Consider the following 14,688-nt stretch of genomic DNA (forward strand, 5'->3'; position numbering starts at 1 on the left):
GATGAGAAACGGCCGCCCGCACTGCTTTCGCAGTACGGGCGGCCGCTTCGTCTCCTAGTCCGGGCCGCCGGCTCCGCCCTGCGGGGGTGGGATGCGGACGACGCGGTCGTCGAATTCGCCTGGCTCGCCGTCGGTTTTGTTGGTGGTGGTGACCCAGATGCTGCCGTCGGCGCTGGCGGTGGCGCCGAGGAACCTGCCGTACTTGTCCTGCGCGATCAGGGTGGGGGCGGTGGTGACGGCGAAGGTGTTGGGGTCCGCGGCGACAGCGGCCAGCGCCTTGCCCTCGCTGAGCGCGATGCCGACGCCGTCACCGGTGGCCGTGCAGCCGCCGACGCCGGGACGGTCGGGCCAGGTCCAGGAGACGCTGAGGGTGCCGTCGGGGCTCAGGTGCTGGAGCCGGTCCTCGGCGGCGGTGCGGTCGGTGACCCACATGCCTTCCTTGCCGTCGCGGCAGATGTCGCCGGCCGAGCCGATGCCCGACGCCACCACCTGCGGGTTGTTCGCGCCCGACGACGGTGAGTCCAGCCGCAGCAGCTTGCCGCCGAGCGAGCCGGGATCGGCTGCGGCGCCGGGGTTTCCGGCGTCACCGGTGAGGATCATCAGCTGCGTCGGTGTGGACCATTCCAGTGCGCCGCGATTTCCGCCGGCGCCCTTGGGGATTCCGGTGAGGATCGGCTTGGCGGCCCCGCCCTTGGACAGCCGCACGACCCGATTGTCGCTGCCGGTGGTGATGTAGGCGTACATCAGCCCGTCCTCACCGAAGGTGGGCGAGAGCACGATATCGGAGATGCCCCCGTCGGCCGACCCGTCGACCGGCACGCTGGCGATCTCCACCGGCTCCGGCTGCGGTGTGCTCGGGTCGACCGGCGTCACCTGCAGGATCCGCCCGGTCTTGCGTTCCGCGACGAAGGCGCCCTCACCTACCGCGATCAACCCGGCGCCCGATTCCATGCAGGTGGCGATGACATTGGGATCGGGGTCGATGCACGGCCCGGTCGGCCGCGGCGGCAGCGACGGGTCCGTCGGTGGCTTCTTCGGCTCCGCGCCGGACCCGCCCAGTTGCGGTTCGGTGGTGAACGGACTCGACGCCGACTCGTCGAAACGGGCGCACCCGGCTAGCAAAACGGTGCTCAGTGCCACCCCGACTGCCACGCGGCCCGCGATTCCCGAACTCATATGTCAGACGTTACCGGCAGCGGTGCGGGCCTGACACGCCCGTCGCGCCCGAATGCGGCTGCCCGGAAGTCGAGCGGGGCTGACACGCCCGTTGCGAGGAAGGGCGGCACACCGGCACGGCACGTCATAAGGTGAGTCGGTGACCGACAAGTCGAATGACACTCCGAAGGCCGAAGGTTCGGCACCGGCCGGGCAGGGCGCGTCGGCGGCGGGTCGCCCGGTGACCAGCCCGTTCGATTCGCCGACGACGCAGATGCGTAAGCCGGATCCGAAGGACATCCCACGCACCGACGAGGATCTCGGTCTCGACCCCGGCGACGAGGTTCCCGGTGCGAGCACCGCGCAAACCGGTCGTGGCGGCGGCGACGAGGATTACGGGTACGCGACGATCCCGCCCGCGTCGGCGGCCTCGGCGGGCACCGTCCGCTTGCAGCGCCGCAACCGCGAGGCTCGCCGCGGCACCCTCGACCTCGGCCTGTTCGTGCTGCGCCTGGTGGTCGGCTACACCTTCATCTACCACGGTCTGCAGAAGCTGACCGGCTGGTTCCACGGACCCGGTCTCGACGGCACCAAGACCATGATGGAAAGCGGCGGCTGGGACTACCCGTCGCTGTCGACCGCGCTGGTGATCGCCGGTGAACTCGGCGGCGGCATCCTCCTGGTGATCGGCCTCGCCACTCCGCTCGCCGCGGGCGCCGTCCTGGCCACGATCCTGAACGCCTGGATGTGGAAGCAGGGCATGGTTCCCGGCTTCCAGTACAACGCGGGCACCCCCACCGGCGTCGAACTCGACTCCGTCCTGGCCGGTGCGGCCCTGGCGATCATCCTCACCGGCCCCGGCCGCTGGTCCTTCGACCGCACCCGAGGCTGGGCCACCCGCCCCTCCTACGGTTCCTTCGTGGTCGTCGTACTGGCCGTCGCCGCCGCCGTCCTCACCTTCTGGTTCCTGCACGGCGGCAACCCCCTGAAGGGCATCGGCCCGTTCAGCTGAGTTGTGGCTGCGGCGGTGCCGGTTCGGTCAGGTGCGCGGTCATCGTGGCTTGTAGCTCGGTCACGAAGGCCTCGAACCGTCGCAGTTCCTCGGGGGAGTAGTTGCCCATGACCGCGTCGACCTTCGTGCCGAGCGGACCGAAGAATTCGTCTGCGAGGGTATGGATGCGCGGTGTGCTGCGCAGCGTGATGACGCGACGGTCGTCGTGCTCTCTGCTGCGCACGATATGACCGGCTTGTTCGAGCCGGTTCAGCAGCGCGGTGGTCGCGCTGTTGGACAACGAGATCCGTTCACTGAGTCGTGCCGGTGACAGCGTGCTCCCGCGTTCCTCCGCGGTGAGAATCTCGATCAGTGCCTCGGCGTCGGTGGAGTGCAACCCGAGCCAGGTCGCGAACCGGCGGGTGAACTCCCGATAATTCGCGCCGTAGGCACGCAGGCCTTCGTCGAGCCGTTCGTGCTGGGCCCGAGCGTCCGTCTGGCTCATAGGTTCCTTTCGCATCGTTTGACATCCTATTGCGCAGAATATACTTTGACCATGGAAATATTCCACCATGGAACTAGGAGTGTGCGATGAGTCAAGAGTCGTCCATCCGCCGATGGCTCGGCTTGATCGCCATCGCCCTCGGCGTGGCGCTGATCGTGGTCGATACCACGATCGTGAACGTGATCATCCCGTCGATCATCAGCGACCTGGATACGGGTTCCACCGAGGCGCAATGGATTCAGGAGTCCTACGCGATCGTCTTCGCGGCCCTGCTGTTGGTGGTCGGCCGGATCGCCGACATGGTCGGGGCGCGCCGGGTGTTCGTCGCCGGTGTCGTGGTGTTCGGCGCGACCAGCATCCTGGCCGGGCTCGCGCCGGACGGCGGACTGCTCGTCATCGCCCGATTCCTGCAGGGTGCCGGCGCGGCGATGATCCTGCCGACCTCTCTGGCCCTGCTCAATGCCAACTTCACCGGCAAAGCCCGTGGTCAGGCCTTCGCGGTGTGGGGTTCCACGATCGGTGCGGCGGCCGCGCTCGGTCCGCTGCTCGGCGGCTGGCTGGCCGAACATGTGTCGTGGCGCTGGGCGTTCGGCATCAATGTGCCGCTGGCCGTGCTGATCGTGGTCGGTGTGCTGGCCTGTATCGCGCCGTCGCCGAAGGTCGCCGGCCGACTCGATGTGCTCGGGTCGATCCTGTCGGTGCTCGGTCTCGGGCTGCTCGCCTTCGGGCTGGTCGAGGGCCGCACCTACGGCTGGATCACCACCATTCATCCCGTGGGCATCGCCGGATTCACCTGGGCGAGTGGGCCTTCGCCGGTCTTGGTCGCGCTCGTGCTGAGCGTGCTCGCGTTGGGCGGTTTCGTCGTGCGGCAGGTGCTGTTGCGCCGGGGCGGCAATGCCGACAAGGCGCTGATGGACCTGAGCCTGTTCTCGCTCGCCTCGTTCCGCAACGGCAATATCGCGACCTTGATCATCGGTCTCGGCGAGTTCGGCATCGTCGCCGTGCTGCCGCTGTGGTTGCAGTTCACCCTCGGCTACAGCGCCCTGCAGGCCGGTCTCGCCCTGGTACCGATCGCCATCGGTAGCTTCATCGCCAGCGGCGCCAGCTTCGGGATGGCGGGCAAGGCCTCGCCGCTGAACATGGTCCGCCTCGGCCTCGGACTCGAGGTCGTCGGTCTGGCCGCGCTCGGCTTCTTCGCCGCCACCGACAGTTCGTGGTGGTCGATCGCGCTGGTGCTGTGCGTGTACGGCATCGGTGTCGGCTTCGCGACCGCCCAGGTGACCAACGTCGTCCTGGCCGATATCCCGGAGGCCGACAACGGCCAGGCGTCCGGCATCCAGAGCGCGTTCCGCCAACTGGGCTCCGCGCTCGGCATCGCCCTGCTCACCACGATCTTCTTCACCACCCTGAGCTCGAACGTCGATGACGACCTCACCGCCGCCGGAACGCCCCCGGCGCAGGCTCAGCAATACGCCCACGCAATCACCGGCAGTGCGGGCGCGGCGATCGAAGGTTTTGCCGCCCAGCCGGATACGCAAGAGGTAGCCACCGCGGGCCGATCCGCCATGACCGCCGGCGTCAACCTCGGCGCCTACCTGGCCGCGGGCTTCGTGCTCCTCGGCCTCGTGGCCACCGCCCTGATTCCTTCCAGAACCGGGCGCGACGACGAGTCATCAACGACGACAACACAACCCGCGCTCGTCTGACACCGAGAAATCTGGCCCCGTCGCACATATCGACGGGGCCAGACCTACTTCGATCGGCGAAAAGAACCCCTCATCTCGCAAGAACATGGGTAACTCACCGGGAACGGGCTGACCCAACCAACAGGCGCGCCGCCGGTCGCATCGACGACTGGCGGCGCACCTGGGTCTGGCTTGAATACGCGGAGAGGCGGCTAAGGCACGCGCCGGACTGCGCCCTTGTCGGCCGATGTGGCCAGCGCCGCGTAGGCGCGCAGGGCGGTGGTGACCGTGCGCTCGCGGTTCAGAGGCTGCCACGGGCGCTCCGAGGCTTCCATCTTCGCGCGGCGTTCGGCCAGGACCTCGTCGGAGACAAGGACTTCCAGCGCACGGGTGTGCACATCGATGCGGATGCGGTCACCGTTCTCGATCAGGCCGATGGCACCGCCCGAGGCGGCCTCGGGGGAGATGTGGCCGATCGACAAGCCCGAGGTGCCACCGGAGAAGCGGCCGTCGGTGATCAGCGCGCACACCTTGCCGAGGCCCAGACCCTTGAGGAACGAGGTCGGGTGCAGCATCTCCTGCATGCCGGGACCGCCGGCGGGGCCTTCGTAGCGGATGACGACCACGTCGCCGGGCTGGATCTTCTTGCCGAGGATCATCGAGACCGCGTCCTCCTGCGACTCGACCACCACGGCCGGGCCTTCGAAGGTGAACAGGTCTTCGTCGATGCCCGCGGTCTTGAGGATCGCGCCGTCGGGAGCGATATTGCCGCGCAGCACGCACAGCCCGCCCTCGACGGTGTAGGCGTTTTCGACGTCGCGGATGCAGCCACCGGCGGCGTCGGTGTCGAGCGAGGACCAGCGGTTGCTGGTGGAGAACGGTTCGACCGTGCGCACCCCACCGGGGGCGGCGTGGAAGAGCTCGATGGCCTCCTCGGACGCCTTGCCCGAGCGCACATCCCAGGTGTCGAGGTACTCCTCGAAGGAGGCGGTGTGCACGGTGGTGACGTCGGTCTCCAGCAGCCCGCCGCGACGCAGCTCGCCGAGGATGGCGGGGATGCCACCGGCGCGGTGCACGTCTTCCATGTGGTAATCCGAGTTCGGCGACACCTTCGACAGGCACGGCACCCGGCGGCTGATCTCGTCGATGCTCTGCAGATCGAAGTCGATCTCGCCTTCTTGCGCGGCGGCGAGGGTGTGCAGCACGGTGTTGGTCGAACCGCCCATGGCGACGTCGAGAGCCATCGCGTTGCGGAAAGCCTTGGCGTTGGCCACGTTTCGGGGCAGCACCGAGGCGTCGTCGTCCTGGTACCAGCGCTTGGCGATATCGACGATCACCGTGCCCGCCCGCTCGAACAGCGCGCGACGCGAGGAGTGCGTGGCGAGGGTGGATCCGTTGCCCGGCAGCGCGAGGCCGAGCGCCTCGGTCAGGCAGTTCATCGAGTTCGCGGTGAACATGCCCGAACACGAACCACAGGTCGGGCACGCGGACCGTTCGACCTCGTCCAGTCCTTCGTCGGACACGGCCTGGCTCGCGCTCGCGGAGATCGCGGTGATCAGGTCGGTCGGCGCCTGGGCGACACCGTCGACGATCACGGCCTTACCGGCCTCCATCGGCCCACCGGAGACGAACACGGCGGGGATGTTGAGGCGCATCGCGGCGTTGAGCATGCCGGGAGTGATCTTGTCGCAGTTGGAGATACACACCAGCGCGTCGGCGGTGTGGGCGTTGGCCATGTACTCCACGGAGTCGGCGATGATCTCGCGCGAGGGCAGCGAGTAGAGCATGCCGCCGTGACCCATGGCGATGCCGTCGTCGACGGCGATGGTGTGGAACTCGCGCGCGATGCCACCGGCGGCGGCCACCGCCTCGGCGACGATCTCGCCCATGTTCTTGAGGTGCACGTGCCCGGGCACGAACTGGGTGTAGGAGTTCGCGATCGCGATGATCGGCTTACCGAAATCGGAATCGGTCATGCCGGTCGCGCGCCAGAGTGAGCGCGCGCCCGCAGCATTGCGGCCGATGGTGGTGGTGCGTGAGCGAAGCGGTGGCATGGAAGTCCTCGTGATGTCGCTGGGTGCGTGGCGAGCGTGCGCGCAGGGGGCTGACCTGCGTGGCACGTGCGCGATCGCGGTGCGTCCGGCAGCCCTTCACGTTACTCCGGCGGGCGATGGTCGCATCGCGCCGGTGGTGGCGTGCTGGGGAGCGGGAACCGGGCTCGAGGCGGGAGTGTCGCTCCGTGAGGTGTCGCCGCGGTGGTGCCGTCGGCGCGGGTTGCCCGGTTGCCGTCAGCTTACCGGTACAAGGTCGCCGCCGACCCGCTGATTCCCGACGTGCTGATTCCCACAGTGCCGACCGTCACTGCTCGGACTTCGGTTCGTCCTCCGACTCCGGCGACGCCTTCGCGTCGGGCTCGGTTTTCGCGTCGGATTCCGCCGCGGCCCGCTCGGCGGCAATGCGTTCGGCCTCGGCCGCCTCGGCGGCAGCGAACACATCGGGCAGCCGGCCGCCGGACGCCTCGATCAGTTCCCGCAGCCGGTCGTACCCGACCGCGGGCAGTTTCACCTCGGAGTCGTCGTCGAGCCGGGCGCGCACGTATCCGCGCTTGGGAATGCTGATCCCCTTGACCCGCGCCCAGTCGAGGTGTTTCTTGCCGATGATCGAACTCAGATCCAGCCCGGCCTCGGACACCGTCGTGTGCGTCCGCGTCACCCACAACACCGCGATCACCGGGAACAGCAGCAACCACCACAGCCCGACCGGCCATCCGACGAACGGGAAGAACACGCAGAACGCCAGCACCAGCACGCCGATATAGGCCAGGCGGGGAACGCCGATCACATGCACACCCGGCGTCGGCGTGTTCGTCCGGCGCGGCACCAGCAGCCAGACGACCACCGCGACGGGCACGATCAACCCGATCCGCACCCCCAGCGACCAGTCCTGCACGGTGCCGACGACGACGAAGACCAGGTAGGCCAGCACCACCGCGCCGATCGCCGCGAGCCGCCCCGCACTGGCCGAGCGCAGGCCGCCGGGTCGCGACGGGCGACCCGTATCGGTTCCCTCGTCGGTGGTGTGGGACGATCTAGCCGGTGGCACGGACTGATGCGGTGATGACACCCTCCTATCCTCGCATCTTGGTACACGGACCCACGCAACCACTCGAGTCCCACAGAATGGGACCGGAGCGGAAAGCCTGTTTGACTCGACGCACTACGCGCGCCTAACGTCGTATGCGTGATTCGAAACGAGCTCGTAATCGGCCGGCGCGTCCAGCGCTGAGCCTGACACCTAGTCAATACGTCAGCTCGCGTTTGCGACGCGCCACCCTCGAACAGCCATGCGCTGGGCGGGGGCTTTTTTGTGTTCGGGCGAATGCCAGCGGCCCTGTCGGGTCAGTCCGAGTCAGAACGAGACAGTGAGGAACGAAGACGGTGAGTGCACCAACCGCACGACCCGGGCCATCGGCCCGCAGGTCAGCGCCTTCAGCTACCCCTGGTAGCCCGGCGACCAACCCCACCCGCCGCCAGGTCGCGCCCGAGCGCGTGACCGGCGCCCAATCGGTGGTTCGGTCCCTCGAAGAGCTCGACGTCGACACGGTATTCGGCATTCCCGGCGGCGCGGTCCTTCCTGTCTACGACCCGCTGTTCGACTCGAAGAAGGTCCGCCATGTCCTGGTCCGGCACGAGCAGGGCGCCGGTCACGCGGCGACCGGTTACGCGCAGGCCTCGGGCAAGGTCGGTGTGTGTATGGCCACATCCGGTCCCGGCGCCACCAACCTGGTGACCCCGCTGGCCGACGCCCAGATGGACTCGGTCCCGATCGTGGCGATCACCGGTCAGGTGCCGTCGAGCCTGGTCGGCACCGACGCGTTCCAGGAAGCCGACATCTCGGGCATCACGATGCCGATCACCAAGCACAACTTCCTGGTCAAGGACGCCGCCGAGATCCCGCGCACCCTGGCCGAGGCGTTCTACCTCGCCGCCTCGGGTCGCCCCGGCGCGGTCCTGGTCGACATCACCAAGGACGCCCTGCAGGCCCAGACCACGTTCTCGTGGCCGCCGGAGATGCGTCTGCCCGGCTACCGCCCGGTCACCAAGCCGCACGGCAAGCAGGTGCGCGAGGCCGCCAGGCTGATCCTGGAGTCCAAGCAGCCGGTGCTCTACGTCGGTGGCGGTGTCATCAAGTCCGACGCCTCGCCCGAACTGCTCGAGCTGGCCGAACTCACCGGCATCCCGGTGGTCACCACCCTGATGGCGCGCGGCGCGTTCCCCGACAGCCACACCCTCAACATGGGTATGCCCGGCATGCACGGCACCGTCGGTGCTGTGGCCGCGCTGCAGAAGTCGGACCTGCTGATCACCCTCGGCGCCCGTTTCGACGACCGCGTCACCGGTCAGCTGGACTCCTTCGCCCCCGATGCGAAGGTCATCCACGCCGATATCGACCCGGCCGAGATCGGCAAGAACCGCCACGCCGACGTCCCGATCGTGGGCGACGCGCGTGAGGTGATCGTCGAGCTGATCGAGACCCTCAAGGCCGATCCGCAGTCCGGCGACGCACCGCTGCTGAACCTCACCGAATGGTGGGCCTACCTCAGTGGCATCCGCGAGAACTACCCGCTGGGCTGGAAGACCCCCAGCGACGGCTCGGTCTCGCCGGAGTACGTCATCGAGACGCTCGGTCGTCTGGCGGGCCCCGAGGCCATCTACTGCGCGGGCGTCGGCCAGCACCAGATGTGGGCCGCGCAGTTCATCAAGTACGAGAACCCGCGTACCTGGCTCAACTCGGGTGGTCTCGGCACCATGGGCTACTCGGTTCCCGCCGCGATGGGCGCCAAGATGGGCGCGCCGGACAAGGAAGTCTGGGCGGTCGACGGTGACGGCTGCTTCCAGATGACCAACCAGGAACTGGCCACCTGTGCCATCGAAGGTGTGCCGATCAAGGTCGCCCTGATCAACAACGGCAACCTGGGCATGGTCCGCCAGTGGCAGACCCTGTTCTACGAAAAGCGTTACTCCAACACCGATCTCGGCACGCACTCCCTGCGCATCCCCGACTTCGTGAAGCTGGCCGAGGCGCTGGGTTGCGTCGGCATCCGGGTGGAGAAGGAGTCCGAGGTCGAGGACGCGATCCGTCAGGCCCAGGCCATCACCGACCGCCCGGTCGTCATCGACTTCATCGTCGGCAAGGACGCCCAGGTGTGGCCGATGGTCGCCTCGGGCACCAGCAACGACGAGATCATGTTCGCCCGCGGCATCCGTCCGCTCTTCGACGAGGACGAGTCGGTCTCCGAACCGGCCGTCATCCACGAGGCGATGGAACGCGAGCAGGCCACATTCGAGAAGGGCACCGACGAATGAGCACGACTCACACCCTGAGCGTCCTTGTCGAGGACAAGCCGGGCGTGCTGGCGCGAGTCGCGAGCCTGTTCTCGCGCCGTGGCTTCAACATCGAATCCCTCGCCGTCGGTGGTACCGAGATCCCCGAGATCTCGCGCATGACGATCGTCGTGACCGTCGACGATCTGCCCCTCGAGCAGGTCACCAAGCAGCTCAACAAGCTGATCAACGTCATCAAGATCGTGGAGCAGGACGCCGACGCCTCGGTGGCCCGCGAGCTGATCCTGGTGAAGGTGCGGGCCGACGCGTCGGTGCGCACGCAGGTGATCGAGGCCGTGCAGTTGTTCCGCGCCAAGGTGATCGACGTGTCGCCCGACGCGCTGACCATCGAAGCGACCGGCACCCGCTCCAAGCTCGACGCGCTGCTGCGCATGGTCGAGCCGTACGGGATCCGCGAGATCGTGCAGTCCGGTGTCGTGGCCGTCGGCCGCGGACCCAAGTCGATCACCGCGACCCGCTGAACCTCCCTCAGCAACCTCCGCGATAACTTTTCCTGACCATCATTGAAGAAGGGACCAACCAAAGTGGCAGTCGAGATGTTCTACGACGACGACGCTGACCTGTCGATCATCCAGGGCCGCAAGGTCGCCGTGATCGGTTACGGCAGCCAGGGCCACGCGCACTCGCTGAGCCTGCGCGACTCCGGCGTCGACGTCCGCGTCGGCCTGGCCGAGGGTTCGAAGTCTCGCCCGAAGGCCGAAGAGGCCGGTCTGACCGTCGGCACCCCCGCCGAGGTCTCCGCGTGGGCCGACGTGATCATGGTGCTCGCGCCCGACACCGCGCAGGCGTCGATCTTCACCAACGACATCGAGCCCAACCTGAAGGACGGCGACGCGCTGTTCTTCGGCCACGGCCTCAACATCCACTTCGGTCTCGTCAAGGCTCCGGCCGGCGTCACCGTCGCGATGGTGGCCCCCAAGGGCCCCGGCCACCTGGTGCGTCGTCAGTTCGTCGACGGCAAGGGCGTTCCGGCTCTGATCGCTGTCGACCAGGACCCGACCGGCGAGGGCCAGGCCCTGGCGCTGTCCTACGCCAAGGGCATCGGCGGCACCCGCGCCGGCGTCATCAAGACCACCTTCAAGGAAGAGACCGAGACCGACCTTTTCGGTGAGCAGGCCGTGCTCTGCGGTGGCACCGAGGAACTGGTCAAGATCGGTTTCGAGGTCATGGTCGAGGCGGGCTACGCCCCCGAGATGGCCTACTTCGAGGTTCTGCACGAGCTCAAGCTGATCGTCGACCTGATGTACGAGGGCGGCATCGCCCGCATGAACTACTCGGTCTCCGACACCGCCGAGTTCGGTGGCTACCTGTCGGGCCCGCGCGTCATCGACGCCGGCACCAAGGAGCGCATGAAGGCGATCCTGACCGACATCCAGGACGGCACCTTCGTCAAGCGCCTCGTCGCCAACGTCGAAGGCGGCAACAAGGAGCTCGAGGGTCTGCGCAAGGAGAACGCCGAGCACCCCATCGAGGTCACCGGCGCCAAGCTGCGCGGCCTGATGAGCTGGGTCGACCGCCCGATCACCGAAACCGCGTAAGGTTTCACCGCGTCTCGAAAGGCCCGTTCGCCACGTGCGAGCGGGCCTTTCGGCCTTCTGACGTAACCTGGTGGCGTGACGGAAACAACACCGGCCCAACGACTTCGGCTCGAGCCGACCGGGGTGGGTGTGTCATTCGCGTCACGGATCTGAACCCTGTGCCTTCGGCCGACCTCGGTGGCGGCGATCTCGCGATTCCGTTCGAGCTGCCCAATGGCGATGTCGGCTTCATCTGGGGCGACTCGTTCTCCGGGGACGGCCCGTACGGCCCACCGATGGACGGCATCGGGAACTGGCGTTCCCCCGTCATCACTCGCACATCTGCGCGCGACCCCGCCGAACCGATCGTCATGGCCACCGCGCCGGGCACCGACGGCCGCCAGCTGTGGGACTACCAGCACGACAACGCCGAGTACTCCACCGTCCTGCCGTGCGACGCGATGACCATCGACGGCCGGATCTACCTGTGGGTCATGTACACCCAGGGCCTGGGCAACGAGAAGTGGTGCGAGGTATGGACATCCGACGACAGCGGCATCACCTGGGCGCGCCGCGGTTCGAAGTTCTGGTGTGGCGCCTTCGCCGGCAAGCGGGTGATGATCTCCTGGGCCAAGGACCCGCACAGCGACTGGGTGCACATCATCTCCACCGGCGGCCTGGCCAGGAACAAGGACATGCTGCTGTGGCGCACGACGGTCGAAGGCCTGTCCGATCCGCACGCCTGGCAGGGCTGGGGTTGGGATGGCGACAACTGGGCCTGGAACCGTGAGCCCACGCCGATCCTGCCCGGTTGGCGATTCGGCGAGATCTGCCTGCGCTATGTCGAGAACAGGGCCGTGATCTCCGGATTCGACGCCGGGGACTACTCGATCTTCGTCAAGGTCGGCGACCGCATCGACAACACGAACTGGATCACGACCCACACCCACCGGCCGATCACCGGGATGCCGCGCGGTGTCGACACAGTCCCGCGCCTGTACGGCGGCTACATACACCCCTACAGCAGGCTCGAGGACGGCAAGTTCACCCTCATCGTCTCCGAGTGGGCGCAGAGCGGGAATCCCTATCGGGCGACCCAATTCACCTGCACCGGGATTCGCCGGAAGGTGCTGGTCCCGGTACCTGACCCCGAACCGACGCCCGCGCCGACCCCGGAGCCCCAGCCGACTCCACCACCGGACCCGCATCGGACCTGGTGGCAGGAGCTCGTCCGCCGAGTCGACGAGTGGCGCAGGCGGCTCGGTCCGTAGCGCCAGCCCCTTGCTGTCGGCGGTCGACAGCAGGGGACTCGCTCGATGAGCCGTTCGCGTTTGCCGGATGGTGGCGCGCGCTGTCACCTCATGGTTATCCGCTGGTCCTTGCCGTATCGGCCCGGTAGCGCGAGACTTGCTCGATGACGACGGTTGAGGAATTCGATCGGCAGGCGGCAGAGGTCGGCAAGGCGGCGCGCAAGCGCGTTTCGCGGTCCGAGCTGGGGGAGTGGAAACCGGAGCCGGGCCGGGAGGACCCGGTGGCGATTCTGCAGAAGCAGAACGCGAAGCGGGTGCCGAGTCTGGTGCCGATCCGGATGGCGCGAATGGCGGTGTCGCCGTTCACCTTTCTGCGGGGTGCCGCGGCGGTCATGGCCAATGACCTCGGATCCGGTCCCGATACCGGGCTCATCGTGCAACTGTGCGGCGACGCGCACCTGTCCAACTTCGGGCTCTTCGGCACTCCCGAACGCAATCTCGTGTTCGATGTGAACGACTTCGACGAGACGCTGCCCGGCCCGTTCGAGTGGGACGTCAAACGCCTGGTCGCCAGTGTCACGGTCGCGGCGCTCAACAACGGCTGTTCCGATGAGGACGCGGCATCGGCGGCGGAGACGACCGCCCGCGGCTATCGCGAGGGCATCGAGGCGATGACAGAGCAGGACAGTCTCGAGATCTGGTACGACCGGGTCGACTCCGACATGGTCCTCGAGCTGGTCCAGAAGAAGAAGGGCCGCAAGCTGGCCGAGAAGACGATCGCCGCGGCCAAGAAGCGCACCAGCCTGCAGGCACTGGACAAACTCACCGAACCCGATGCCGACGGCATTCCGCGGATCAAGAATCAGCCGCCGCTGCTGGTACCCATCACCACTCCTGACGCGGCGACCGTGACGGCGCTGTTCGCCGAATACCGGCGCACCCTGCCCGATCACATGCGCGTGCTGCTCAACCGCTACACCTTCATCGAGGCCGCCGTGAAGGTCGTCGGGGTCGGCAGCGTCGGCACCCGATGCTTCATCGCGCTGCTGATGGACAAGGAGTCCGGCGCTCCGCTGTTCCTGCAGTTGAAGGAGGCCGACACGTCGGTGCTGGCGCCGTATCAGAAGGCGAGCCGGTACAAGCACCAGGGACATCGCGTCGTCGCCGGTCAGCGCTTGATGCAGGCGTCGAGCGACATCTTCCTCGGCTGGGCCACCGGCCCCGAAGGCGTGCATCACTACTGGCGTCAGTTCCGCGACATGAAGGGTTCCGTCGATATCGACAATCTGACCCACCGGCAACTGTCCAACTATGGCGCCGTCTGCGGCGGCGTGCTGGCTCGTGCCCACTGCCGCTCCGGTGATCCGCTGGCCATCGACGCCTATATCGGCGGCAGCGAGAAGTTCGACACGGCTCTGAGCGATTTCGCGATGTCGTATTCGGATCAGAGCATGGCCGACTACCGCCTGCTGCTGGCCGCGATCAAAGACGGTCAGGTGAAAGTGGCCGACAACCCGTACTGATCCGCCCGGTTCGGGCTCGACCGAAACAGCGCGATCCCGATCGCGAACAACCACAGCGTGGTGAGCCCGCCGACGGTCGCCGTGGTGCCCCACCCGTTGGCCGCGTAGAAGTCGGCCGGTACGTTCCCGAAGAACAGCGACGGCACGAACGCGAAGTTCACCGCCGCGAGCGCCCAGCTGGTCACGATGCACCAGCGGGGCAGTAGCCGTGCGGCGGCGATGGCGAAGGCCACGAGGAACAGGCCTTCCAGTAGTCGCGAGACGGTTCCGTACAGGATGTAGGTACCGGTGACGGTGATGGTGGGGTCGATCGGTTCGGGCGCCGCGATCACCGCACCGGCCTCGAGGCCGGTCGACACGAGAACGACGGTGAGCCAAGCGGTTCCGGCCGCGGCGGCCAGCGACCCGAACCATGCGCGTTCCGGGTCACGGTGTCGCACCACGGCGGCGAGCCCGCTCATGAACACCACGAACAGCGTGACGCCGATCAGTCCGAGCAGGCATCGGGTGAGCACATTCGCGTCCGGCGGTGCCCCCGAGTACACGAAGTACAGCGGTAGTTCGATCAGCGTGCAGCCGGCTCCGGCGAAGGCAGCTGCTCCGGTGATGCGCTGAATCTGGTTGATGTCCACAGGTATTCGCCCCTCGCCTCCGAGC

General features: G+C 67.5%; 12 protein-coding genes. 7 read left to right on the forward strand and 5 right to left on the reverse strand.

Annotation, left to right across the window (positions count from 1 at the left end):
• Positions 1 to 54: 54 nt before the first annotated feature.
• Entirely contained in the window at positions 55 to 1,176 is a 1,122-nt protein-coding gene (locus ACFVJ5_RS17605; RefSeq protein ID WP_379221264.1) for a PQQ-dependent sugar dehydrogenase, read from the reverse strand.
• Positions 1,177 to 1,315: 139 nt separating this feature from the next.
• Between ACFVJ5_RS17605 and ACFVJ5_RS17610 the strand changes: the two genes are divergently transcribed.
• Positions 1,316 to 2,167, forward strand: coding sequence for a DoxX family protein (locus ACFVJ5_RS17610; RefSeq protein WP_379221266.1), 852 nt, complete (start codon positions 1,316 to 1,318; stop codon positions 2,165 to 2,167).
• Here ACFVJ5_RS17610 and ACFVJ5_RS17615 read toward each other — a convergent pair.
• Entirely contained in the window at positions 2,160 to 2,651 is a 492-nt protein-coding gene (locus tag ACFVJ5_RS17615; RefSeq protein ID WP_379221268.1) for a MarR family winged helix-turn-helix transcriptional regulator, read from the reverse strand. The genes ACFVJ5_RS17610 and ACFVJ5_RS17615 overlap by 8 nt on opposite strands.
• An 86-nt stretch (positions 2,652 to 2,737) precedes the next feature.
• Between ACFVJ5_RS17615 and ACFVJ5_RS17620 the strand changes: the two genes are divergently transcribed.
• Positions 2,738 to 4,357: a DHA2 family efflux MFS transporter permease subunit gene (locus ACFVJ5_RS17620; protein ID WP_379221270.1), complete on the forward strand. Its 1,620-nt coding sequence runs from the start codon at positions 2,738 to 2,740 to the stop codon at positions 4,355 to 4,357.
• A gap of 191 nt (positions 4,358 to 4,548) precedes the next feature.
• Here ACFVJ5_RS17620 and ilvD read toward each other — a convergent pair whose 3' ends face one another.
• A complete protein-coding gene (ilvD, locus tag ACFVJ5_RS17625; protein ID WP_379221272.1) occupies positions 4,549 to 6,390 on the reverse strand; it encodes a dihydroxy-acid dehydratase in 1,842 nt (613 codons plus the stop codon).
• Between the two features lie 304 nt (positions 6,391 to 6,694).
• The gene (locus ACFVJ5_RS17630) at positions 6,695 to 7,459 is read right to left on the reverse strand and encodes a PH domain-containing protein (RefSeq protein ID WP_379221274.1); all 765 of its coding nucleotides are present in this window, start codon (positions 7,457 to 7,459) and stop codon (positions 6,695 to 6,697) included.
• Between the two features lie 314 nt (positions 7,460 to 7,773).
• Between ACFVJ5_RS17630 and ACFVJ5_RS17635 the strand changes: the two genes are divergently transcribed.
• From ACFVJ5_RS17635 to ACFVJ5_RS17655, 5 genes are all read left to right on the forward strand, one after another.
• Positions 7,774 to 9,702: an acetolactate synthase large subunit gene (locus tag ACFVJ5_RS17635; RefSeq protein ID WP_379221276.1), complete on the forward strand. Its 1,929-nt coding sequence runs from the start codon at positions 7,774 to 7,776 to the stop codon at positions 9,700 to 9,702.
• Positions 9,699 to 10,202 carry an acetolactate synthase small subunit gene (ilvN, locus tag ACFVJ5_RS17640; RefSeq protein ID WP_019048314.1) on the forward strand — a complete coding sequence of 168 codons (504 nt, stop codon included), beginning with the start codon at positions 9,699 to 9,701 and terminating at the stop codon, positions 10,200 to 10,202. The genes ACFVJ5_RS17635 and ilvN overlap by 4 nt, the downstream gene beginning before the upstream one ends.
• A gap of 75 nt (positions 10,203 to 10,277) precedes the next feature.
• Entirely contained in the window at positions 10,278 to 11,279 is a 1,002-nt protein-coding gene (ilvC, locus tag ACFVJ5_RS17645) for a ketol-acid reductoisomerase (protein ID WP_174551969.1), read from the forward strand.
• A gap of 158 nt (positions 11,280 to 11,437) precedes the next feature.
• Positions 11,438 to 12,529 (forward strand): DUF4185 domain-containing protein, encoded by a 1,092-nt coding sequence (locus tag ACFVJ5_RS17650; protein ID WP_379221278.1) that lies wholly within the window; start codon positions 11,438 to 11,440, stop codon positions 12,527 to 12,529.
• A 143-nt stretch (positions 12,530 to 12,672) separates the two neighbouring features.
• Positions 12,673 to 14,031, forward strand: coding sequence for a DUF2252 domain-containing protein (locus ACFVJ5_RS17655; RefSeq protein WP_379221280.1), 1,359 nt, complete (start codon positions 12,673 to 12,675; stop codon positions 14,029 to 14,031).
• Here ACFVJ5_RS17655 and ACFVJ5_RS17660 read toward each other — a convergent pair.
• Positions 14,001 to 14,663, reverse strand: coding sequence for a hypothetical protein (locus ACFVJ5_RS17660; RefSeq protein ID WP_379221282.1), 663 nt, complete (start codon positions 14,661 to 14,663; stop codon positions 14,001 to 14,003). The genes ACFVJ5_RS17655 and ACFVJ5_RS17660 overlap by 31 nt on opposite strands.
• Between the last annotated feature and the right edge of the window lie 25 nt (positions 14,664 to 14,688).

It is taken from the genome of Nocardia sp. NPDC127606 (assembly GCF_042671725.1).
GTDB lineage: Bacteria > Actinomycetota > Actinomycetes > Mycobacteriales > Mycobacteriaceae > Nocardia.